The 23,741-nt window shown below is 47.1% G+C and carries 25 protein-coding genes; 4 read left to right on the forward strand and 21 right to left on the reverse strand.

What is annotated here, in order from left to right; translation table 11 throughout:
- Positions 1–75 precede the first annotated feature (75 nt).
- The 8 genes from HQN90_RS24425 to HQN90_RS24460 all read right to left on the reverse strand — a co-directional run bounded on the left by HQN90_RS24425 (position 76) and on the right by HQN90_RS24460 (position 8,505).
- Positions 76–1,146, reverse strand: coding sequence for a glycosyltransferase family 4 protein (locus HQN90_RS24425; protein ID WP_173223557.1), 1,071 nt, complete (start codon positions 1,144–1,146; stop codon positions 76–78).
- A 14-nt stretch (positions 1,147–1,160) separates the two neighbouring features.
- Positions 1,161–2,363, reverse strand: coding sequence for a glycosyltransferase family 2 protein (locus HQN90_RS24430; RefSeq protein WP_173223559.1), 1,203 nt, complete (start codon positions 2,361–2,363; stop codon positions 1,161–1,163).
- A gap of 521 nt (positions 2,364–2,884) precedes the next feature.
- Complete coding sequence (locus HQN90_RS24435) at positions 2,885–3,256, reverse strand: hypothetical protein (RefSeq protein ID WP_173223561.1); 372 nt, start codon at positions 3,254–3,256, stop codon at positions 2,885–2,887.
- 858 nt (positions 3,257–4,114) lie between these two features.
- Positions 4,115–5,332, reverse strand: a complete 1,218-nt coding sequence (locus tag HQN90_RS24440) for a sialidase family protein (RefSeq protein WP_173223563.1) — start codon at positions 5,330–5,332, stop codon at positions 4,115–4,117.
- Between the two features lie 33 nt (positions 5,333–5,365).
- Positions 5,366–6,628, reverse strand: a complete 1,263-nt coding sequence (locus HQN90_RS24445; RefSeq protein ID WP_216855445.1) for a sialidase family protein — start codon at positions 6,626–6,628, stop codon at positions 5,366–5,368.
- Positions 6,629–6,660: 32 nt separating this feature from the next.
- Positions 6,661–7,725 carry a glycosyltransferase gene (locus tag HQN90_RS24450; protein WP_173223565.1) on the reverse strand — a complete coding sequence of 355 codons (1,065 nt, stop codon included), beginning with the start codon at positions 7,723–7,725 and terminating at the stop codon, positions 6,661–6,663.
- A 17-nt stretch (positions 7,726–7,742) separates the two neighbouring features.
- Positions 7,743–8,090 carry a hypothetical protein gene (locus HQN90_RS24455; RefSeq protein ID WP_173223567.1) on the reverse strand — a complete coding sequence of 116 codons (348 nt, stop codon included), beginning with the start codon at positions 8,088–8,090 and terminating at the stop codon, positions 7,743–7,745.
- 31 nt (positions 8,091–8,121) lie between these two features.
- Positions 8,122–8,505 (reverse strand): hypothetical protein, encoded by a 384-nt coding sequence (locus tag HQN90_RS24460; RefSeq protein ID WP_173223569.1) that lies wholly within the window; start codon positions 8,503–8,505, stop codon positions 8,122–8,124.
- Between the two features lie 272 nt (positions 8,506–8,777).
- Between HQN90_RS24460 and HQN90_RS24465 the strand changes: the two genes are divergently transcribed.
- The 4 genes from HQN90_RS24465 to HQN90_RS24480 are packed head-to-tail and all read left to right on the forward strand — an operon-like array spanning position 8,778 to position 11,358.
- Positions 8,778–9,413, forward strand: coding sequence for a DUF1796 family putative cysteine peptidase (locus HQN90_RS24465; protein ID WP_173223571.1), 636 nt, complete (start codon positions 8,778–8,780; stop codon positions 9,411–9,413).
- On the forward strand, positions 9,410–10,033 hold the full coding sequence (locus HQN90_RS24470) for a DUF1796 family putative cysteine peptidase (protein WP_173223573.1): 624 nt from the start codon (positions 9,410–9,412) through the stop codon (positions 10,031–10,033). The genes HQN90_RS24465 and HQN90_RS24470 overlap by 4 nt, the downstream gene beginning before the upstream one ends.
- A gap of 43 nt (positions 10,034–10,076) precedes the next feature.
- The gene (locus tag HQN90_RS24475; protein ID WP_173223575.1) at positions 10,077–10,703 is read left to right on the forward strand and encodes a DUF1796 family putative cysteine peptidase; all 627 of its coding nucleotides are present in this window, start codon (positions 10,077–10,079) and stop codon (positions 10,701–10,703) included.
- A 13-nt stretch (positions 10,704–10,716) separates the two neighbouring features.
- A complete protein-coding gene (locus HQN90_RS24480; RefSeq protein ID WP_173223577.1) occupies positions 10,717–11,358 on the forward strand; it encodes a DUF1796 family putative cysteine peptidase in 642 nt (213 codons plus the stop codon).
- A 526-nt stretch (positions 11,359–11,884) separates the two neighbouring features.
- On the opposite strand, the gene HQN90_RS24485 is transcribed toward HQN90_RS24480, so the two are convergent.
- From HQN90_RS24485 to HQN90_RS24545, 13 genes are all read right to left on the reverse strand, one after another.
- The gene (locus tag HQN90_RS24485; RefSeq protein WP_173223579.1) at positions 11,885–12,472 is read right to left on the reverse strand and encodes a class I SAM-dependent methyltransferase; all 588 of its coding nucleotides are present in this window, start codon (positions 12,470–12,472) and stop codon (positions 11,885–11,887) included.
- Positions 12,473–12,507: 35 nt separating this feature from the next.
- Entirely contained in the window at positions 12,508–12,690 is a 183-nt protein-coding gene (locus HQN90_RS24490; protein WP_173223581.1) for a hypothetical protein, read from the reverse strand.
- A gap of 18 nt (positions 12,691–12,708) precedes the next feature.
- On the reverse strand, positions 12,709–13,929 hold the full coding sequence (locus HQN90_RS24495; protein ID WP_173223583.1) for a glycosyltransferase: 1,221 nt from the start codon (positions 13,927–13,929) through the stop codon (positions 12,709–12,711).
- A gap of 14 nt (positions 13,930–13,943) precedes the next feature.
- Entirely contained in the window at positions 13,944–14,672 is a 729-nt protein-coding gene (locus HQN90_RS24500) for a glycosyltransferase (RefSeq protein ID WP_173223585.1), read from the reverse strand.
- Between the two features lie 5 nt (positions 14,673–14,677).
- On the reverse strand, positions 14,678–15,394 hold the full coding sequence (locus HQN90_RS24505) for a glycosyltransferase (RefSeq protein ID WP_173223587.1): 717 nt from the start codon (positions 15,392–15,394) through the stop codon (positions 14,678–14,680).
- A 10-nt stretch (positions 15,395–15,404) separates the two neighbouring features.
- Entirely contained in the window at positions 15,405–16,304 is a 900-nt protein-coding gene (locus HQN90_RS24510; protein WP_173223589.1) for an NAD-dependent epimerase/dehydratase family protein, read from the reverse strand.
- Positions 16,301–17,137 carry a dTDP-4-dehydrorhamnose reductase family protein gene (locus HQN90_RS24515; RefSeq protein WP_173223591.1) on the reverse strand — a complete coding sequence of 279 codons (837 nt, stop codon included), beginning with the start codon at positions 17,135–17,137 and terminating at the stop codon, positions 16,301–16,303. The genes HQN90_RS24510 and HQN90_RS24515 overlap by 4 nt, the downstream gene beginning before the upstream one ends.
- A complete protein-coding gene (locus tag HQN90_RS24520; protein ID WP_173223593.1) occupies positions 17,134–18,120 on the reverse strand; it encodes an SDR family NAD(P)-dependent oxidoreductase in 987 nt (328 codons plus the stop codon). The genes HQN90_RS24515 and HQN90_RS24520 overlap by 4 nt, the downstream gene beginning before the upstream one ends.
- Positions 18,110–19,201: a non-hydrolyzing UDP-N-acetylglucosamine 2-epimerase gene (gene wecB, locus HQN90_RS24525; RefSeq protein ID WP_173223595.1), complete on the reverse strand. Its 1,092-nt coding sequence runs from the start codon at positions 19,199–19,201 to the stop codon at positions 18,110–18,112. Before wecB ends, HQN90_RS24520 begins: the two co-directional genes overlap by 11 nt.
- Complete coding sequence (locus HQN90_RS24530; RefSeq protein WP_173223597.1) at positions 19,198–21,081, reverse strand: glycosyltransferase family 4 protein; 1,884 nt, start codon at positions 21,079–21,081, stop codon at positions 19,198–19,200. The genes wecB and HQN90_RS24530 overlap by 4 nt, the downstream gene beginning before the upstream one ends.
- A 74-nt stretch (positions 21,082–21,155) precedes the next feature.
- Complete coding sequence (locus tag HQN90_RS24535; protein WP_173223599.1) at positions 21,156–21,458, reverse strand: hypothetical protein; 303 nt, start codon at positions 21,456–21,458, stop codon at positions 21,156–21,158.
- Positions 21,459–21,487: 29 nt separating this feature from the next.
- Positions 21,488–22,630: a CgeB family protein gene (locus HQN90_RS24540; protein WP_173223601.1), complete on the reverse strand. Its 1,143-nt coding sequence runs from the start codon at positions 22,628–22,630 to the stop codon at positions 21,488–21,490.
- A 15-nt stretch (positions 22,631–22,645) separates the two neighbouring features.
- Positions 22,646–23,740 (reverse strand): CgeB family protein, encoded by a 1,095-nt coding sequence (locus tag HQN90_RS24545; protein ID WP_173223603.1) that lies wholly within the window; start codon positions 23,738–23,740, stop codon positions 22,646–22,648.
- Between the last annotated feature and the right edge of the window lies 1 nt (position 23,741).

Raw genomic sequence — 23,741 nt, forward strand, 5'->3', positions numbered from 1 at the left:
TTTATACGCTATCCTATGCAAGAATCAGAGAATTGACTGGACAAGTTATCTATTTACAATTCTCAAATTGCCTTATTATTGCACACCTAGCTCTCCCAGCATCGCCATAAACTTCTTGGTATATTTGCGAACCGTGAATCGGACTTTGACATATCGCTCTCCATTCGTTCGAATATGATTGCGAAGTTCAGCATTGTACATGAGTTGTTTGGCCAGAACAACGGCTTGATCAATGTCCCCATGGGGAAAGAATAAGCCCGTTTCATTATGAAAAATGAAATTCCTGACCCCGTCCGAATCTGTTGTAAGCACAGGACAGCGGCAAAGCATAGCCTCCGCAACGGCATAACCGAAACCTTCCAATATGGAGGTTGAGCATAGAAATCCGCCCGAGTCGCCAATCATCGAGAAATAGTCAGCCATCTGCTCATGAGGGACGTTCGAATATCGGATCACCCGATCTTCAATCCCCAGCTCTACGATCTTCTCTTCAAATTTCTTCTGCTCACCGGGTTCATTCAAATCCATATCGCCAAACATCCACAGATACAGATTCGGGATAGATTGGCTGAGTTGATAGCCTAGCTCAATGAAATCACGCCAGTTTTTATTCGCCTCAATCCGTCCTACCCAAGCGATAACACTATATTTCTTCTGCGGGTACGATGTATAGCCGAAATCCTCCATATTCAAGGGATCATCGAAGGAATAGTGCTTTTTATCCGGGAAAAATGTTTCAAGCAACTGCATGATATGGGCAGTGCGCGGATATAACAAGGCGGACGCATATTTATTCACATTAGCTTCAGCATACTTCAGAATCTCCACAGCAGTTTCCATCGTGCCAAGTCCCTGAATCTCATAAATGAGCGGATTCTTGTAACCGCTGGCGCGAATCTTCTGCAGCAATTCAAAATCGGTGCAGACGATGATCGCGTCATAATTTTCCCGCTGGAGCAAATCTTCTATATCCTTGTTCGTATTGCCAATATGTGTTTTTATATGTTTAATATTGCGCCGTCCATTGCCGTCAAATTTATAGAGCATATGGCATTCGATACCGATCTTTTGCAAAGCTTCGCAGCGTATTCGATTTAAGGTGTCCATGCCGCCGCTTGGGTTATAGAACGTAAATAAAATTTTCATAGCCCGGCCCGCTTTCATACTAGATGTTTCTTAATTTGGTAAGCAAAAAAATGCACCGTGCGGAAAAGCTCGTTGAAATAAGATTTATCATCATTCTCATATTTGCGATATCCAATCAAATTATCTTTAGTAAAATAATTGGACATGTAATCCGGCGCTTTGGTGCTTAACTCCCGGACTAGGGTTTCCATCTGGAGATGTTGGGGCAAAGGCTCTTTCCCCAATACAAAGGTGAGAGGTGTTTTCGTAAACTGTGAAGCATAGAAAATAGCCTTTTCTTCATCCACTTGAGGAAAAAACTTATAGGTTACTGCTGGATGTGCAATTTTAGAAATCTCATAAGTAGCTGCTCGATCTGAAGAACAGTCCAAAATGTGCAATTCATAATTGCTAAAGGATTGTTCATATAGGCTTTCCAAACAAGCGATACCCTGTTCATCCAATTGTTTCACACTGAATAGCACGGTCACTAGCGGTGCAATGCCCCGCCTCATTCTAGCCTCATATCGCGCCAAGTGGTAGGCGTATCTCCATTTGCGATGGTTATCGGTCGTTTGCAAGGTAGCTGAAATGCTGAACGTGGAATTGACGCGATAATCAACAAGCTCCACAGGAATATATTTGATGTCGCAAAGCTCGGTTAAGCGAAGCCAGTATTCATAATCCTCGACAGGTTCAAGATAATACCCTTCAATTTGCTTGGCATATTGCGATTTATACATGAATGATACGCCTGTTATGCAAGCATCCAGAAGCGCTTCTCTGGGTTGGGATTGATACTGTCTCAGCAGCGCCAATGTTTGCTCCGTATCCAACGAACGATCTTCCCCATCTATGGTGCAAAATGAACTATAGACAAGGCCAATTTCTTCAGGACAACGAGCAAGCGCATGGCGCAGCACCGAAATAAATTGCGGATAATAAATATTGTCACTGGATACCCAAGTCACATATTTCATCCTCGGATCTGCAAATAACACCTCAAAACCACGGTTTAACGCTTTAGCCACACCTAGATTGACTTCATTCACGACAAACTCTACTCGGGGGTCTCCACCGACCAGTTGTTTGGAAAGCTTCAGCATCTCCATGTCTCCGTCGATCACAATAATGAATCGAAACTGTTTAAATGTCTGATTCAATATCGACTTTATTGCAGCGCTTAGATATTCACGTTTTTGCTTGTATACGGGCATAACGATTCCAACTTCAATCATGGATTCGAACCCCTTCCTTGCCTTATTACTAATAGCTTATTTCTCTACGTAGTCATTTGATTGTGTTCGTAACCAGTTACTTGTCTAAAATGCAAAAAAAGAAGGCCGCGACTCACGTCCACCTTCTTGTATCAACGCTTTTGTACCTTCAGCGAGGTCAGCAGCTTCACAGACATTGGATCAACTACGGAAATTCGGGGAAAATCCACTGTGGGAGGAACTATGATCCTCTATTTAGCTCAGAATCGGATATTTGCAGCTGAAAGGGAAGTAGGATCCCTTATTCCAGCATTTCCTGCTTAGAATCAACGTTTTCGCCGAAATAGCATACCACAGTTCCCTCTCATGCTACTTTTCCCCCGTTCTCCGTCAATTAGCGGATCCTAGTTCCTTCTCGGGTTCAATGTCAATTGAATTCAGCTGGAATGGGTCAGACTCCGATGGATTAGCTACTCTCAACTAGCATCAAAAAAAGTGAAAGCCTTGTACAACAAGGACTTTCACTTACTGGATTCAATTAATTAGCTTAAAGCTGAAATGAACGCAAGTTCAGGTTGCAAGACTCTTGTGTCAGGAATCGGATTTCCAAATGTGTCGGTAGCAAAAACAGTTGGAATGGTCAGGTTCGGTGTCGAACTGTCAATTTCAATCTGAACTTCATAAGCCATAATACCCACTATTGAAAATGTGTGAATATCCACAAAACCCGATGCCACGTAGTACCCTGTGAAATGCAAGGGAGTTTTCGCAACGCCAGTTCCCATCGCATAAAATATTTTCACGAGAACCAGCGCTGTATTCGTTGGATCATCATTCGTAATATTGACAATGACATTCGCTGCAGAAGTTCCGCCGTCATTCGTATTGTTGATTAAACCAGTTGTATATACCATCTATGTCCACCTCCCTTCTATGAATCTACCAATAATATATTCATTCCTCGCTAGAATGATTGGACAAATATGCAGACTTAGGGGGGGTTATTACCTAAATAATTGCCTGCTGAGCCTGCGTTTTTGGCAGGCTCAGGTTACTTTCCACTGGGGATGCTCTTTACCCACGCCGAGACTGCCTTTTTCACCCTCTCAGCGCGGGGTGGATGGTTTTTACCTGCTGAGCCTGCGTTTTTGGCGGGCTCAGGTTACTTTCCACTGGGGGATGCTCTTTACCCACGCCGAGACTGCCTTTTCCACCCGCTCGGAGCGGGGTGGATGGTTTTTACCTGCTGAGCCTGCGTTTTTGGCAGGCTCAGGTTACTTTCCACTGGGGGATGCTCTTTTCCCACGCCGAGACTGCCTTTTCCACCCGCTCGGAGCGGGGTGGAGGCTTTTTGCCTGCTGAGCCTGCGTTTTTGGCAGGCTCAGGTTACTTTCCACTGGGGATGCTCTTTTCCCACGCCGAGACTGTCTTTTCCACCCGCTCGGAGCGGGGTGGAGGCTTTTTGCCTGCTGAGCCTGCGTTTTTGGCAGGCTCAGGTTACTTTCCACTGGGGGATGCTCTTTTCCCACGCCGAGACTGCCTTTTCCACCCGCTCGGAGCGGGGTGGAGGCTTTTCACGTGCTGAGCCTGCCTACGCATAGAAAAAATGGATTAGGCTTGCTTTCTCTCCAAAAAGGAGCGTCCACGTTTAGAGGCAGATCGTATCGCCAACGAAAGTCGTTTTCGCGAACCGAAAACTTATTCTTTCTCTATGCAATTACAAAAAAAGGCATTGGAGGATAACCTCCAAATGCCTGATACCCCCCAATGCCCTATGTTCCTGAAAAGATTGCTTGTGCCCCTGTACTTGTATCTGTCCAAACACCGATAAAATCTGCTGGTGGACTGCTGGCAATGTCGATATAGTAGCCGATCGTTGTCACCGGTGTAGCGCTTCCCGCATTCGGATTGCTGGGGGCTGTGCTTAATTGTGAAACGACAAACGTGTTGCCTCCGTTAGATGATTCGGCAACATAAGTATTTAAATCAAAACCATCCGCCTGATTCGAATAGTAAATGACGGTGATTAGACCGGTTTTTGGCGAGACGGCGATCGATGGGAAAAAGTTTTGAAAGCCTGGCCCGCTATTCGATATTAATAATGGGGCGCTCCATGTCACGCCGTCATCCAACGATGTGGATAAAAAGATAGCCGCATACCCAAGCCTGTTGTCCTGCCAAGTTACATAGACATTCCCGCTTGTCGGAAATGATGACGTATCTGTCGCAATATTGGCAGATGTCAGCACAAGAAATCCATAGCCTGGCACTGGCAGCACATCGGGAACAAGCGTCACAGGAGATACCGAAACCGCAGGCAAGAAGGTTTCTCCCCCATCTAGAGAACGGCTAACTTTGAATTCCGTAGTTGGGCTCAGTGTAATATAAGCCACATAGACAATCCCCGAAAGCCCGATACCAATATCGGATCGCGTTACGATGCTAGCCTCTGGAGATACGAGTACGGACTGCTGCCATGTAACTCCCCCATCCAGTGACCGTTGAAAAAAGATCGTGGATCCACCAATGACATCCGTATTGAATCCGTGAACATAAATCAAATAGGAATTCCCTTGGAAAGAGCTGGCCTGCGCATTATCGATTTCCACGATGACCTGCACATTATTCGTAAAGGTGCCAAAGCCGGGCGCTACGATAATAGGAGCAGAAAACGTCATGCCATTATCTGTAGAACGATAGACAACGATTGTGCCGGATACGGTATTAAATACATGCGATGCCACGAGGAAAATACTTGAAAATCCATAAGCCACTACATTGGATTCCCCTCCCAGAAAACCGCTTGGAAGCGGCAAAATGGTCGGCGACCAGGTGTTGCCTGAATCCGTAGAGAGATACACCGCAACAAGCGGTGGTCCCGAAGTAAAATCGGTAGCGCCAACGAGAATAATATTCGGATTCAACCAATTAACGGCGACATACGGTTGCTGAGCAAGCGTGCCTGGGGGTGAGACCTGAACATTAGCCATAACCATCCTCCTTATTTCACGTAATGGATTTACTTAGGGATTATTATTTCCTGCAAAAATGGTCTGCGTGCCTGTCCTCGTATCTGTCCAAACACCTAGAAAGTCATCGGGTGGTACGATGGTCAAATCAATGTAATCCCCAATTAGAGGTGTAGGCGTAGGACTGTTCCCATTCGGGTTAAAAGATACGGTGGAGACTCTGGAATTGACGAAGGTCAAGCCTCCATCACTCGATTCAGCAACGAAAGTATCCAAATCAAAGCCATCCAGTTGATTCGTATAATATAAAATTTTCACTGTCCCTGTTTTGGGAGAAACGGCGATAGCCGGGAAGAAATTCTGTGATCCCGCCGGAGCGTTCGTTACTGAAATCGGAGCATTCCAGGTTTGTCCTTGGTCTAGGGATCTGGAGAGGAAAATGTCCGCATACCCTTGGCTGTTATCCTGCCAAACGGCATACAGATTTCCGCTGGTCCCTGGGGTCAGCGACGTATCGGCTGCCATATTGGAGAAATTAAGCACACGAAACTCGTAACCGGTAACAGGAAGGGGACTCGGAACAAGGACAACATTGGAGACAAAGATGGGTGATCCGAAGGTCGTCCCTCCGTCCAATGAAATTCGAATGTAAAAAGCGGGATTTACCGAACTGACATCGATCCATCCCAAGGTCACCGTCCCTTTCAAACTGACCGCCACATCAGCCCGTTCCGTATCCTCCATCAAGTCCGAGAGGAACTGTGGCTGGTCCCATGTAAGTCCGCCGTCTGTTGAGCGTTGAAAGCCAGCTACGGAGTTGCCTCCCAGATCGACATTGTACTGCCGGTTATATGTGACATACACATAGCCCAAATAGGGGCTGGATTGCGCATTATCAATAATAATTTTCGTCCAGTCGTTATTGATAAAAGTGCCGTAGCCCTTATTGACAAAAATAGGATCTGAAAAGGTCACGCCGTTGTCCGTTGACCGATAAGCAACAACCGTCCCATCGGAATCACCGGGAAACACATGCGCTGAGACGATGAACAAATTCGGAAAACCGTAGGCAACAAATCCTGCTTCAGCTCCGGTATAACCCGGAGGCAATGGCAGCAGTGCATTAACCCAATTCACGCCGCCATTAATCGAGCGATAGATCCCAATCAATGGAGGCCCAGAGGAAAAGTCTGTTGCCGTTGCCATGACTGTCGTTAGATCCAGTAAATTCACGGCAACTGAGGGCTCCTGCTTCGGATTACCACTGGGAGTCACTTGATAATTCGCCACGATACTTCCTCCTTCGATGACATTCATTGTAGCTTGCCTCATAAGCATTCTTGCTTTTCTTATAGGCTGTCGAGCATAGCCTTGAAATGCTGGGCATAGGTATCTGCGCTGAAATTGCGCTCCACATGAAGCTGAGCTGCCGCACGTATCGATTCCCGCAATTCCAAGTTCCCCATCAATTCCTTGGCCTCAACGATCGCTTGCGCAATATGCCCTTGTTGATAGTATTTGCCTGTGGCATTGTGATAGATCGAGCTGGATACACCGTCCGAATATGTCGATAGGACCGGGCAGCGGCAGCTCATGGCTTCCAAAACAGCATAAGGAGCCCCTTCTACTTTAGAAGTTGAACACAACAGTCCTCCGGAATCCCCGATCATGGAAAAATAGCTTGGCATCTGAGCATGCTCTACATTGGATCGCAAGGTCAGATGCTCCTTCAGGTGTAGCTGCTCCACGAGCTCATGAAATTGAACCCGTTCCTCCGGCACCGCTAAGTGGTGATCCTCAAACATCCACAACTGTAATTTGGGGTATCCATGATGAATTAAGGTGTGGCCGATTTGTAAAAACTCACGCCAATTTTTATTGTCCTGAATACGCCCGAGCCAGCCGATTATCGGTTCTTGAGCTTTAGGCAGAGCCCGATAGGTAAAGTATTGCGAATCAAACGCATTATTGAAATTAAACCGGGGAATAGCGGGAAATAATTCTTCAAATAATGCAGCGATATGCGGCGTTCGCGGGTTAAGCAATCCTGCGACATTACCATTCACGTATGGGATGGCCAATGTAAGCTCTTTCCGAGCCACATCCTTGGGACCATATCCCTGCACTTCCAGCACCAGCTTGCCGGTATATCCAAGCAAGCGAAATCTTGGAAAGGATACGTAATCTGTCGTCACCACAATCGCGTCATAATTGCCTTTATCAATGATCTGTTTAATTTCAATATCGTTTCTAGTTACATAGTAAGGATTCTCTGATTTATTTTGGATCCCGGCTCCCCAGCCATAGTAGAGGCAATCACCATGAATGCCATAAGGTTTAAGCGCCTTGCATCTCAGACGGTTCAAGGTATCCACCCCGCCGCTTGGCACATAATAAACGAAAAGAACATTCACATTGTTCTCCTCTTTTCTCAATGGATTCGGACAAAATTATCTTGTGTGAATATCGCGACCACATGTCCATTGCTTTTCATATGCAGGGTGACAGCTGTCGTGGCGTAAGTGTTGATATTGGTTACAAGCAGCAAAGAAAAGGACTCATAATTCGTATAAATATCAGGGATATGAATGACGGAATTAGCTGCGTGCACAGGATTCAAATGATATAAGTACGTAAAGGTCGTTCCCGAAGGATTCGTCCCCTGAATCAGCATATCGAATTCCTCATTGCCTAAGTTTTGCAAAGTAATATCAATAGACTGAATATATTTAGAATTGATCGCATGGCTTTCACTGGCTTCTATTCGAAAAATTGACATTCGTTCACCTTCCTCGTACCCATTGGCTTCTTTATTCCATAACCGTGCATTTCAAAAGATAAGGACCCACGATAATCGCGCGATGCTCTGATGAAAGGACAGATAAGTAGTAAACGTGAACGGGATTTTCCCCGATTTCAATTTGCTCCACGATGGTATGCGCACTTACGAAGCAAGATTCCAATGTCCAGTATATGACAGGTCCGTCCGGAGCATCTTTGCGCAAAACAATTTCGATCTCCCCCATATCCCAGTTCATCGGCTTCTCCCATCCCACTTCCATCTGCAGAATGATTCGATTCCCTGGACTAACATGCATAGCAATGACCGAGGTAAGCACAACTTCCTTATCCGTTATCAAAAACGGCGTAAATGTCCCCTCATTTGCTGAGTTTGCATGCGTGTACTTTTGCATAGTCGTCACTTCCTCTCCAAATCGCTTGTTGACCTCGCCCCAAAATAGGTGCAATCGGTGTTCAGGTTCCTGCATGTTCACTCTATTAAGGTATGAAATTCATGCCAAAAGGGAAGGGCATATTCCCACTAGAAAGTACCTATATCTCACAGCTGGATTCTCTCATAAATTGGGGAAACACCTCCCTGCTTTTGTCCAATCCAATCCTCCTTGGGGCGCATCTACTATAGAAGCAACTTTTCCATGAAGAAGTTTCTGAGGGAGGTTAACTTATGCAATTGGTAGACTTGAAAGGCTCGTATGATGCTATTTTCAGCTTGGGAGGCCTTTGCGTCCCCGCGATGCAGCTGGAGAAAAACGCCTTGCGCCCCTATTCAGGTGTGCTCGATTGGATGATTTCTAACCGCCTTTCCGATGTCAATCGTTTGCTTCAGCAGCGTTTTGAGGGATTCATGGAACTGCCTTATCTGCAAATTCTCGGCTATGCCGGCCAGCAGCTCTTGGTACTGGACACCCGGTACTCCTTCATATCCAACCACGATTTCTCTATTCGCAAAAACAGTCTCACGCAGTTGACAGCTTATCCGCAGGTAAAAGCGAAATATGAGCGACGAATCGCTCGTTTTTTGGACGTCCTTGCCACTCGGCGACGAATCCTTTTTGTGCGTTCAGGAGATGCGTTTGAACATGTCGAGGAACTGCAAGCCATTTTAACAGAACTTGTTGCCTATGATTTTAGCCTCTTATTTGTTCAGCATGCAGTCGTTCCCGACCTTGTAGAAAAAGAATGCCCTATTCAGAACGTCTGCTGGGTCCAACTGCCCAATCAGGAAATCTGGCATAACAACGATCAATTATGGAGAAACCTGCTGGAAGGAATTCAATTAAGAGAGGAGCTTTCTCTATGAAATTAGCGGACATAAAGGGAACTTACGATGCAATCTTCAGCTTAGGAGATCTATGTGGTCCCTCTATCCAATTAGAGAAGCATAAACTTCGTCCCTACTCCGGTGTTCTCGACTGGATGGGATCTCATCAATTATCCGACGTCAACCGTCTATTGCGGAATCGCTTCGAGGGCTTTATGGAACTCCCCAACCTCAAAGTGCTGGGGTATGCAAGCCAGAAAATATTGTTAGTTGTTGACGAGGCTTACAATATCGCTTCCAATCACGACTTCTTCGCAGCCCGCAACACAGCTGATCATCTGGCGACTTACCCGGAGGTCAAGGCCAAATATGACCGCCGGGTTGCTCGATTTCTGGAGAAAACAGCAACTTGCTCCCATCTTTTATTTATCCGCACAGGGGGAACGCTTGATGAAGTAAGAGAGCTGCACGCTGTCTTGAGCGATCTCGTTACACATCATTTCACAATCCTGTTCGTCGAGCATACGAAAGTGACAGGCATCGTTGAAACACAGTGGCCTCTGCCGAGCGTCTGCTCCATTCAGCTCCCAGATGACGATGTGTTGTTTGGGAATGATCCGCTATGGGCTCAAATCTTGCAGGGCATTTATTTGAAATGAAGCGTGTTCTATCTTATAAACATGTGAATTGGGAGGGGAACCAATGAAACTGGCACAGATCAAAGGCAATTATGACGCCATCTTCAGCTTAGGGGACCACTGTACCCCATCCATTCAGTTGGAAAAAAACAAGCTGCGCCCCTACTCGGGCGTACTGGATTGGTTGATTTCACTGAACTTATCAGATGTTAATCGCTTGCTCAAGAATCGGTTTCAAGGCTTTATGGAATTAGCCAATCTCCAAATAATAGGTACAGCCTATGATAAAAATCTATTGGTTTTCGACGAAGCTTACCAGCTTTCTTCCAATCATGATTTCTTTACAAGCAAAAATACGCTGCACGAGCTGACCGGATATCCCGAAGTTAAAGCAAAATATGATCGCAGGGTTCAGCGTTTTTTGGAAAAAATGAACACAGCCCATCACCTCTTGTTTATTCGCTGCGGCAACCACACGAAGGAACAAGTGGACGAACTGCACGCCATCCTATCCGAACTCGTGACCCATGATTATCGTTTAATTCTGGTGAAGCATAGTCCTGTGCAGCAAATGATAGAAACACGCTGCACCTATGACAACGTTTGTACACTTGAGCTTCCAATGGATAACATTCTTACAGCGAATGATCATTGGTGGAAAGAAATTTTGGACGGGATTCACATCGTCTAAGGAGGTCACCCCCTTGAAACTTTCCGAAATCAAAGGCTCCTATGATGCCTTTTTTAGTCTGGGAGACAGCTGCTTTCCTGCTATTCAGCTGGAGAAAAATAAGCTGCGCCCCTACGCCGGTGTGCTGGATTGGATGGTATCCGGCAACTTGTCCCAAGTGAACCGGCTTTTGAATAATCGCTTTAGCGATTTCATGGAGTTTAAAAATTTGAAGGTTGTCGGCGAAGACTACGGCCCCTTCAACTATATTGTGAGAGACGAGACTTATCACATCGACAGTGCTCATGATTTTTCCGTCAAAAAGAATACGATAGCGAACTTAGAATCCTACCCCGAGATCAAAGAAAAATACGATCGGCGCATCGAACGATTCCTCGACAAATTAGAAACCAGCCGCATGCTCCTATTTATTCGAACCGGCGGCAATAGGAAACAAGTCGAAGAACTGCAGAAGACACTCTCCAGGCTAGTGAAGCATGATTTTCGCATTTTGTTTGGCCAGTATACCGATCGCGAACATATCCTTGAAACCGATTGGCCGATTGAACGCGTATGCACCATCGAGCTGCCCAATCATGATATGCTGCATGGCAATGACAACTTGTGGAAGAGCATTTTCAAAGACATTTACTATAAGGACCTTGCGAATGAGTAGGACTGAGGGGGAAGAGTGGGACTCGAGGTGACGAGTGGACTGGGAGACGAGTTCGACTGAGAGGCGGGTTCGACCGAGTGATGAGTTCGACTGGGTGACGAGTTCGACTGAGGGGCGATGAACAAGGGGCTGACCACAAGCCATATGCAGCGAATGCGCCACTCTGTAGGCAATGTCCGTGGCACACCGATTTTGAAAAGCCTGCGATAATGCAGGCTTTTTCGACCAAATCGTCTGAAAATCGAGAAAGCCTGCGATTATGCAGGCTTTTTAAGCTTTTCCGCCCTGGAATCGCAAAAAGTTCTCAAAAGGATGCATATTTGCAGGCTTTTCACCTTTTTACCTATTCCCAAGACGAAAAGGATGCATTTTCGCAGGAATTCCCCTGCTGCCAACCCCTTTTTTCGAATAGTTCAAGAGGAAGAGGGCTGTCCTCACGTAGAAATATCTACGTTTGGGACAACCCCCTCGTTCTTCCTAATTTCGCGAAACTTACCATACGACTTTCATCCCTACCAACCGCACGCTATACCTTTTGCAGCAAAATTAACGTTTCTTCATAAGAGTTGCAGACCCTTGGGAAAACAACAAGCGACAAGGGCCGCGAAGCGACCAGCTTGGTCATAACTTCATTCCAATCGTACCAATTGTTGATATGGGTACCGTGATCCTGCTTCTCTTTGACTGTCGTAGCACCCAAGCCATAAAAGAAATTAACCAGTATATACTTCTGACTGACACGATATAGCTCGGCAAAGCCTTGCTCCCACGTGTCCAAATGATTCAAGACATCCTTGCAGTACACCAGCTCGAATGTATTGTCAGCAAAAGGCAGGCTGTAAATATCGGCTAACTGGAATTTCCCCTGCGGATATAGACGCTGGCAGTGCTCGATCATCTGTGGGGTAATGTCTACGCCTGTATAATCAATGCTTGGACGTGTTTGGGAAGCTCCTACATAGTCGACGCCAGGTCCGCACCCTACTTCCAGGATCGTTTGAATCTGCAAGTGGCCAACCAAATCCCGGAACAGCTTGCGTATCGATTTGTTATACCCTTCCTCGTCTGTCTGCAAGAATTCATCTGGATCGACATGATCCCAATAAGTCGTCATAGTTCACTACTCCTTCAATTCAAATAAACAGGTCATCATTCATTCAGGCTGAGCGCATGGAGAACGAGCAGATCCGGGAGCGTATAATCTTTGGGCAGCGAAGTTTTCACCTGATTCCAAATGACATAATCAACCAGCTGATTAAAGTTTGACGTTTGAACTGCGAACAAACAATTATACAAGTCGCCAAGTACTAAAAATCGGGATGATGAATCCATACCCTCCGCCTCCTTTGATCACTTTGTACTTAGTGCTCTCTCGTAAACGTCAAGCACTCGACCCATCATAAGATCCATGGACCAATGATGCTTTGCCCACGCCTTGGCATTCCGGCCGAATTGCTGCCGGACCTCATCGTTTTCCAGCAAAAAGGCCATGTTCAAGGCTAAGGTTTCCGCATCCCCCACAGGTGAAATCAATCCTGTATGTCCATGATCAACCATTTCCGGCAATCCCCCGGCATTCGAAACGACAGCAGGCAATCCGGCAAACTGTGCCTCCACCACGGAATAAGGTTGATTATCCTGCAAGCAGGGATGGGCAAAAATATCAGATTGCTGCAATAAAGCAGGCACATCATCCCGGCGTCCCAAGAATGCAACCTCTTGCTGCAAGCCCAGCCCCAGGCTGAGCTGTTCCAACTCGGTACGCAGTTCCCCATCTCCGACAATCCAGCATACCCAATCTTGCCGAATCTTCTTGAGATGCGCCAAAGCCGAAATCAGCACATTAATGCCTTTGACAAACACAAGTCTAGCCGGGCAAATGATAACTTTCTTGCCCTCGGGACGTCGAATGGACGTGCTTCTCTTACTTTTTAGGTCAAAATCAGTAGGGTCAAACCCATATTGAAACACGGTGACTTGCCCACGGGGAACTGCAAATTCATTAATGAGCAAATCCTTCATCCAATGCGTAGATGTGACCGTAATATCGCAAGAAGAAGCGCCATAGTGCTCAAGACTGCGGAAATACTTCAGCTCCGGCGAGCTTTCAGTAACACCGAGCTGCGGGTTCAACTGATAATGAAGAATCATCTCTGTCGCTACACAGCCGTGAATATGCGCGACATGAGCAACATGCTTAGGCTTCACCCGGCTAATTGAACGTGTGGATAGCACATCTTGCGTATGAATAAGATCATATTGGCTTAAATCAAAATAAGCAGCAGACAGTTCCAAGCAATAGCGTTCATACTCATGGTAGCGAACAATCGGGCTCAAATTCAGCAATGGCTGATTATGGGCATTCAGTTTCGTTTCCAGCAGCGGCAGAAGCTGGGCTTTGGCAATTTCCAGGTTGCGATTCACGATATGGATTTTCAAATAATCCGGGCTGTTGCCGAGCATATCCACGACATGCCCCATGGACTCCAACCGCTTCTTGAGCTGTTCCATGAATGCCCATACACCGCCAACGTGGGGAATCAGCCAGTGTGTTGCCAACAATATTTTCACAAATCGCCCTCATTTCAAAAAGAAATTTCCTCTAGCTGGCGTATCCGATATTTTAAAGGCTGCGTATATTGCCGCTGAACAGCCTCGTATTCGGGAAACATCTCCGATTGATGCCGTACAGTGCCCATGCGCTCATGAAATCGGTACATCGTCAGGGGTTCGGGTAAATAATCGAATTTAACACCATGCAGCATAAGTCGAACCCACATATCGTAGTCCTGAGTAAAGCGTAATTGCTCGTTAAAGTAACCCACGATGTCAAATACGGATCTCTGCACCATGATCGTACAACCGTTGATTGGATTTAGGCCTTTAATAAAACCTTGACAGAGGGCAATCTCACCTGGCAGGACATGACCTATATGTCTTTGGTAGACATGACTGTTTGCGTCCATTGCATCATAGGGGGTATAGCTGGCCAAGGAATGATTATGCAGCATGAAAGACAACTGTTTTTGTATTTTCTGAGGATAAAACATATCATCCGAGCTCAGCCAGGCGATGTAAGCTCCTGAGGCCATGCTGATTCCGTGATTTATCGCACTGGCCGTTCCCCCGTTCTTTTTGCCCAAATAGTGGACTTTGTTCTTAAAAGGGAGAATTAGGTCGACATATTGGGTAGACCCGTCGTCTACGACAATAATTTCTACGTTAGGGTACGTCTGCTGCAGAACGCTTTGAATGGCTTGATGCACATAGGGACAATTATAAAAAGGGATGATGACGGATACGAGTGGATGCATCGGTATTACCCCCCCAATTGATGGACATAATTCAGCAAACTTTCCCGGTAGTACGCTTGAATATGTTCGATTTCACTCAAAATCGCCGGCCAATGCTTTTTAGTTCCCATTTCCCCATGCCAACGATACATGGTCAGTGGCACGTGTAAATAATGAATATGAACTCTTCCTAATAACGTACGGATCCACAGATCGTAATCTTGCGTATAAAGAAGAGCTTCATTAAAATAACCGATGATGGCAAATAGTTCTTTTTTCAGCATTACCGTACATCCGTTGATTGGATCATAGCTCATAAATGCACGAACAAGTTCAGCCTGATTCGGAAGAAGCATTGACTTATGACGACCAATGACATTGTTATAGCCATCTATTTCGTCAAAAGAGGTATAGCTGATTGCAGAATGATGCTCCAGCATGAACAGCAATTGGCGCTCTACCTTATCCGGATACAGCATGTCATCCGAGCTGAGCCAGACAATATAATGCCCTGTTGCCATCCGGATGCCGTAATTCAGAGCGCTCGCCGTTCCGCCATTCGCTTTGCCCAGATAGTGAATTCGGGATAGAAATGGGGCAATTTTCTCTTGATGCATGGTAGAGCCGTCATCGACCACGATAATTTCGATGTTCGGGTAGGTCTGGCCTAACGCGCTGACAATAGCTTGCTCAATATAAGGATCGTTATAGAAGGGGATAATGATTGAAACTTTCGGATACATGCTTTCACCTCTACCTATTGGTTAATCCTTGCTGACGAAAATAAACGAGCGCGTCCCGTAAGGAATCCTCCAACGCAAATGCTGGACTCCAGCCCAAATCACGAGTCAACTGCGTCTGAATCGGGGCAGGAGGCACATACCCGCTAAGCTGATCCGATTGAATGAGTAGTTCTTTCTCCGTCAGCGGCTTCAGTGCATCAACGATATCTCCCAGCGTTCGGTTCAGACCCGAGGCTACCGGATACACGTTGCCGGGGATGCCGTGCTCGAGTATCCGCTCATAGGCGGCAACAGCATCCCTGACATCCAAATAGTCACGTTCTTCAATAAGCGAGGACAGCTTGAACGGAGCTGTCCTCGTTCCCGCTTCTGCTTCCACAGACGCGCGGGCCAGAAGCCCGCAGATGCCGTTGGAGGGTCCAGGTCCGATCAGATTAGAAGATTTGGCTATCATAATCTGCTGTTGAAACAAATGCGCCCAACCGAGTGCGCCCCAGGTTTGGAAAGACTTGCTCATGCTGTAAGGACTAGGAGGGGCCTGCCCGTCCGCCGGTACATAGCTGAGCATAGAACCAATGACGACAACACGGCAATGTGGGACAGATCGCAGCGCATCCAGCAAATGTAAGGTCGACATCATATTGCTCTCCAGGTAAGCAAGGGGCTCCAGCCATGATTCTCCTACGGCATTTTTGCCTGCCAGATGCAGGACATAATCAGGCTGGGTCATCTTTATTAAGGCGTTCACCTGCTCGACCTTCGTCAAATCGGCCATGTGGGAATGTACGCTAGGCACGGATGAATTCTTATAGCGTGATACCGCAGCAACCTGCAGCCCTTTTTGCACAAAATGCCGGCAAGCATGCTGTCCAGTAAAACCGTTCGCTCCCGTTATAAGAATCGTTTTCATTGCGCACACATCCAATTTTTCAATTCATAGAGCATGGTTTCATAGCTTGGAACGACGTAGTGAAAATCATCACGACTCTGCCGAAGCGTGCGATCCAGCTTCACTTTGTCGTCCATACGAATCAGAACATCCTCTTTCTGAAATACACGCTGAAACAGCTTCAGCAGCTCGAACTTGCTAATCGGCTCCGGGGCCGTAATGTTAAGGATCCCCGATACGGGATCCTCATCAATGACGTGGCGGATACAGTGAGCAAGCTCTAGGGTAGTAACACCGTTCCACCACGCTTCACTGTAGCCGTTAATCTCTCCCTTCTGCTTCAGGAACCAGTGCAGCAGGCCAATCCCATGTTCGCTGACTTCCGGTCCGATGATCGAGGTCCGAATCGTCAGATGCGGACTCGCGGTTACCTCCCCGAGTGCCTTGGATCTGGCATAAATGGAAGTTCCGTTGGGAATGTCTCCCTCCGTATGTCCTCCAGTCTCGCCGGAGAACACGCAATCTGAGCTGATGTGAATCAGCTTGCCGTTCACATTGTCCATGGCCTGCGCGATTCTGTGAGGAATTAAGCCATTAATCCAGAAGGCATGCTTCGGGTTGTTCTCCGCGAATTGATTCAAAATCCCCATGCAATTAATGGTAATTGTCGGCCGTACCGTTTCGATGACCTTCTCTAGCAATACCGCATCTTCCGCATCCAGATACAAACCTTCTGAGCACGTTTTGTCTCTTGTCGTGAAATAAACATGATAGCTGCTGCATGCCTGGAAATAATCAACGAGCATACTTCCCAACATTCCTCGTCCGCCAAGGATTAGCAGCTTTTGCTTCATACCAAGAACCCCCCTCGAACGAGAAGCGACTTAATCTCTATCTTGCTCATCAAAGGCCCCTCCGAGCTAAAGCTTTCAAAAGGCACCTTCGGATAATCCGCATAATATTCGCGCAACCCAGGGATATCGATCGTTGGTAAAATAGCCAAGTACTCCTTGTCATAGGCAACCGTATAATGACTTTCGAATTCTGAAAGCAGAATCTCGTGAATTTTCTCTCCCGGCCGAACACCGAGTTCTATGACATCGACGTTGTGTTTGCCCATCTCTTCCATTAAGACTTCGGCGAGATCCATAATTTTGCAGGTTGGCATGGTCATAACGAAGATTTCTCCGCCTTTGCCTTCCTTCGCGCCACGAAGCAAAAGAGAGATAGCCTCCTCTTTGGTTAGAAAGAAACGGGTCATCGCTTTATCCGTAATCCCAATTTGGTTTTTCTCGCGAATTTGCTTCATGAATAAATGAATGACACTGCCATTTGTCCCAAGCACGTTGCCGCCACGGACACAGACAAACTTCGTATAATCACTGAGTAGATTCGCATGAACAATCAGCTTCTCGCCGATCGCTTTGGTCATGCCATAAAAGTTCGAAGGATTCGCCGCTTTATCCGTTGAAATATTGATGACTTTTTTGACTTTGTTCTCAATGGCTGCTTCTATCACATTCTGCGTTCCGATCACATTCGTCTTCAAGGCTTCATACGGCTGATCCTCGCAAACAGGAACATGCTTGAGCGCTGCTAAGTGAAACAAGTAATCGACCTTTTCACAGGCTTTCGTCAAAGCATCCTTATCCCGGACATCTCCGATACAGAAGCTAAGTCTAGGATCTTCAAAGGCCCGTTTCATCGCAACCTGGGTGGATTCATTACGAGAGAACACAATAATCTTCTTAGGATCTTCCCTAAGCAGTTGTTCAATGAGCTCGTAACCCCAGGATCCGGTTCCGCCGGTCACCAAGATTGTCGCATTAGTAAACATGCTTTTTACCTCCTAATAAATATTGAACGACCTTCTGGGATACTTGCGTATCCAGATAACCATCCGGGCACTGCCAGTCTGCCGGGAAGCTCACCATCACTTTCACCGCGTCCAATATTTGCTCCGCCTCAAGACCCGACACCACGTTGCTGCCGCAATCAATGGTCTCTGGACGTTCGGTTGTTGTGCGTATGGTCACAGTGGGGACATGGAAAATGCAGCACTCCTCTTGTACCGTTCCACTGTCCGTCAAGGCGCAAAAGGCATGCTGCTCCAAATGCACAAAGTCAAAAAATCCAAAAGGTTCATGAAACTGAACTAAAGGATGCCTAGCTGTGCCATCCTTCTCCAGTCTTGACTTCGTCCGAGGATGGATGCTGCAGATTACTTTATGGCCGAAAGCTTCAGCAACGAGATTGAGTCCTTGCAAAATCTGGGACAGCCGCTCTGGATGGTCCACATTTTCAGCACGATGCGTCGTCACTAAGAAATAAGGTTCGTCTGTCAAACCGAGCTTTGCCAAAATATCACTTTGCTTAATCTGCTCCTCGTAGTGGGTCATCACTTCATAAATGGGATTGCCGGTCACGATAATGCGCTGGCTGGGAACTCCCTCACGAAGCAAATTATCTCGGCTGTATCTTGTATACGGCATATTAATACTGGAAATAGCGTCAATGACCTTGCGATTCTTCTCTTCCGGAACCGCAAGATCAAAGCAGCGATTGCCCGCTTCCATATGAATAACAGGGATGCCCATGCGCTCGGCAAGAACGCTGCTCAGCGCACTATTCGTATCCCCCAGCACAAGCACTTTATCCGGCCGCTCCAATGTAAATATCCGCTCTAGCTCGGCGAATAAGACAGCAAGCTGGCCGCCTAACGTCATCTGCTGATTGTTCAGCATATAATCCGGTTGACGCAGCCCCAGCTCTTCGAAGAAGACGTCGCTTAAAGTGGCCGTGAAGTTCTGCCCCGTATGAATAAGAATGTGTTCGTCGGCTAGTTCATCCAGCTTCTGAATGATGAGGCTGAGCCGAATAATCTCAGGCCGAGTTCCTAGCACTGTTGCGATTTTCATTTCTTCCCTCCTACCTTCGCGAAGCTTTTGGGTCTCAACTTCTGTTTGGCAGAACCGTTTCTAGCGCGTCTCCCCGACGGTTTACGAATCCGCGAAATCTTCTTGGCAGCTTTCGTTTTCCGAACAGCCGCCTTTGCTTTGCGCGCCTTCAATCCACCCTTGGCAAATCGTTTTCCACTACGTCTCAGCTTTGCCCCTTTTTGTATCCTTCTTCTCGTACTCCGCTTGATTTTGATCTTGCGTTTTAACTTTGCCGGCTTCCGACTAGCCCCGCCAACGATGGGAAGGCCAAGCGCATAGGAGAGAAGACCTCGTTCGGGCAACTGCACAATTTGATCAAACGTATAACCGTAACGCTGCATCGCGCCTTCCGAGCTGAAGGGATAGCGGATGCCATGCTGTATGAGGTAAACCGTCGGTCCCTGGCCTCTAGCAACGAAGATGGCAGGAGCATGCTGCAAGAAAGGTTCTTCCCCTCGTATTGCCGCACCAGTAGGATGGGAGGTTAACTGCTGATCCTGAACAATACCGACATGGTTCCAGTCGTATTTATAGAATTGAAAATCATAACCGGTCGAAACCGGACGTTTCTGCCCTTGTTCAATCAGAAACACCGTATTGGAAGCTTCACCCTTCAGTAGAAACTGATCTGGAAAATGAGGAGCACTAAGCCTGCTTGATCTTTTGGCATCCATGTACGGCCAAACGATTGAGAGGAAACGGTCCAACCGGTTGCGGTAAGCCTCGATGCCGAATATTTGCCCAATCGCTTGACTATTGTGCTCGCCTGCTTGCTGGCGCGCTCCTCCGTCCGAAACGAGATACTGTACTTTGCTTGTAAGATCTCGAATATCGCCTTTATGCGCGAGGAAGAGCTCATTGCCTGTCGAAGATAGAATTTCTCCTAATCCGCCTGAGCGATAGGCCACAACAGCTTTACCGAAGATCAAACCTTCCAAGGCAGTGAGTCCGAAGCCCTCATTAAGCAGACTGGGAATAACAACAATATCCATAGCTGGGTAAACCGATTGAATGTCAGGATCGAAGGGAAGTAGTGTGAATTGAGAAGAATAGCCGGAGAGCAAAATCATTTGAATACAGGATTCCATATACACGGGATCTGCCGGTTTACCTGTAATCATAAAATGGGCCATCTGGTTCTTTTCACAAATGGTGATGCCCATCTGAATGAAGTGATCCAGCCCTTTATTGGCATAGATATCGGAAGAAATATAACCAACAACAGGACGCTCGTCATAGATGCCAAGCTCGGCACGTTTATTTTGCCGTCTAGCTGGCCATTCTCTGGACTCATACTGCTCCGGATGCCAGGAAGGCGGCAGAACGAATTTCTTGGCACGGCGAATGTGGTTCTGCAACGGCTGCAGTGTGGTTTCCGAGATGCCTACGATCCAATCCGCATAGTGATCCATGAACTCCGCACTGATAGGCGTAAAAGCATTCGATTGAATGGATTCAGCTATAATCCATGCTACGGGAATTCCCAGTTTCTTTGCGGCAGCGGCCGGCAGAAGGTTGACACAGGTGTTAGTGATAACCAGATCCGGTTCATGAATGAAGAGTAGATCCAATAAGCCCGCCATATCGGAATGGCCCAGCAATTCTTGATGCAAGTGCGGCAAAGACTCTGTTGGATGATACATGTCGTACAGAAGCGGGAAAGTTTGCACGACCGTTGCCACACCTTGGCGTCTGGCTTCTGCCGCTAAAAGTCCTTCCTTGGGGACGACCAACGTACACGCGTAATGACGTCCGAGCTCCAACGTCATGAACAGCAGCAATTTTTCTGCTCCGGTAATATGATCTTGATTGCAGATATGTGAAAATAAAAGCACTTTAGGCTGGTATGGAGTCGACATGTGTAACATACCCGTTGCATGAACCAGGTATGGAATTCACCTCCTTATTTCAAACATGGGCGAAGCGGGTACCCTTACACGGCTGGCTGCTCTTGCTCCAAGGCAAATCCTTGTGCAAAGCCGATGTTGAAGCCCTCATTGTAAGCTTCATCGAAAGCTTTATTGTAAGGAATCGTTGCGATGATCCGTTTGGGTTGTCGAGCAAGTTTACGTTTGGAACGGAGCCGAGGCGTTTTCCTTAAGCGTGAAACTGTTTGCTTTTTCTTAGCCACTGGTTTCTTCTTCAATCGAACCTTGGTCTGAGCGATGACTTTCTTTTTGCGCAAACTGCCTTTCAGTGCGAGCTTACGCACCTTTGTCTTTTGAATCATAGTCATGCACCTCGCTTCCTTGATAGCTTTTCAGCTTATTGTCCGAAAATAATAGAGAGCAGCTTTGTGAGCCTGTTGGCATACGTGTGATCCCGCATGGTACGGTATAAGCCTCGCAAAGCGATTTGCTTGCGTTCTTCTTCATGTGTCAAGTAATAATCCATCTTTTCTACTAATTCCTCGGGAGAGGCATAGGTCACAATATCGTAGTCCGGCGTGTAAAAGTTAACTAAATCCTCTCGAAAATCGGTTATTTGCAGAGCTCCGCAGCCCGAAATTTCGAAGGTTCGCGGATTGGGCGAAGCGCCTAGAATACGGCGGCTGTTATTGTTGTAAGCCTGGTCATCATAAGCTCTGTGCATATTGATGACTACTTTGGCTCCATTGTAAGCCGTCGCTGTAAGCTCAGGAGGCATCCAGGTATTCAGCTGTATGTGCGGGGCAAGAAGCTCATAATGCTTTAACCGCTCCCACCAAATGCCGGAGATGAAGATCTGTTTGTTAGCCAAATAAGGCGTTAACTTATCGAACATCGCTACTCGATTCCAATAAGCGGAGCCAATGAAGCAAATATCCCGCTGCTGTCCGTTAGGCACAGCCTTCGGTCGGAACAGTTCGGGCTGAAAAGCCAATGGCAAATAATGAACCTGCGGGCAACCCATCTCCTGATAGAGGGAGACGCAATTCACTTCCAGCGTGAAGATGTAATCGTAGTGAGTCGACATGGAGATCGTAAAGTCCGTATAGTACGGATCATCGGTCAGCCATATCGCCGTGCGTACCCCCATCCCGCGAATCCGGTCTACTACATCCAGCGAGAGATTCATTCCATCCAGAATCAGCATCAGATCGGGCTGATACACAGCTGCCAGCGTTTCCAGGTCTGCCGCAGGACTTCCGATACGGATAGGATCATTCGCACAGTTGCCGATAATCATTTCACGGACCAGAGGACGCAAGCTGTTGATAAGCGCGTGATCCAGGGGTTCGTAAGGGTAGCCTTTCCCCGATGTCACATAGAGAACACGGACATCCCAGATGGGGTTGGGCTCCCGATCCCTCTCCGCCTTTTGAATGATCGCTTCACACTGTCCCAATCGAACTCCGTTGATATACCCAACCTCATAACCGTCTATATAGCCTTGTCTGGCCGCATCATTCTTACCTACTAAAGCCATCTGTTCCTCTCCTTTCTAGGCAAACACAAGATCCATCAACTTCACTAGCCGATTGGCGAAGGTATGGTCCCTAATCGTTCTGCGCAAGCTCTTAACGGCGATCCGCTGTCTCTCTTCCTCATGTCCCAGATAGAAGCTCATCTTCTGAATGAGATCCTCTGCATTCATGAACGTTTCAATATCTTGGCCAGGTGTGTAGTAATCATGCAGGTCATGCCGATAGTCTGTAATTTGCAAAGTACCGCAGGCCGCAATCTCATACGTTCGCGGATTGATCGAGTGACCTGGGAGGTTTCGGCTATTTTTGTTATAGGTTTCGTCATAGGTGAGACGATGGACGTTAATGACGATTTTAGCTCCGCTGTAATATTTCACGGATTCCTCAATAGGGACCCATTGCAGCTTAATGCCTTGCTTTAACCGCTCGAATTGGCTTAACTGTTCCCACAGTGCGCCTGCGATCAGCACCTTTTTATTTACCAAAAAGGGGCTCAGCTTGTTAAACAAGTCGATGCGGTTGGGAAATCCATTCCCGATGAAACAAACATCGCTGCGGTAGGCAGGATCTACCTGCAAGGGCCTGAATACTCGCGTATTGACGGCTAGAGGCAAATAATGAACCTGTTGGCAGCCCATCTCGCGATAGAAGGCGACGCAGCTCATTTCGTGTGTAAATACATAATCATAATGCGGAGCAAGCGAGGCCGTTTGATCGGTAAAATAAGGATCGTCAGCGAACCAGATCGCTGTGCGGATTCCCATCTCCCTGACCTGATCCACATGACTCGGATGATCCGGCGGGAACACATGAAGTCCATTCATCACAAGCACCAGATTCGGTTGAAGCTCCTGTGCCAACCGGAGCATGTCAGGCGCTGTTGCCGTAAATACCTCGCGTACGGTTTCTTGCAGACCTTGTATTATGCCTTGATCAATAGCGTCAAAGCCTTGAACAATGAATAACACTCTGGCCTCTCGAAGCGGCAAGGTGGACGGCGGCAAGGCGGCAAGAACAGACTGGCATCGTCCCATCCGTCGCCCATGCTCAAGACCTGTGCGAAATCCCCGTTTCTTTCCTTCCGCCAAACTGACAGCTACCCTCTTGTTCATA

This window comes from Paenibacillus alba (genome assembly GCF_013204855.1).
Classification (GTDB): domain Bacteria; phylum Bacillota; class Bacilli; order Paenibacillales; family NBRC-103111; genus Paenibacillus_E; species Paenibacillus_E alba.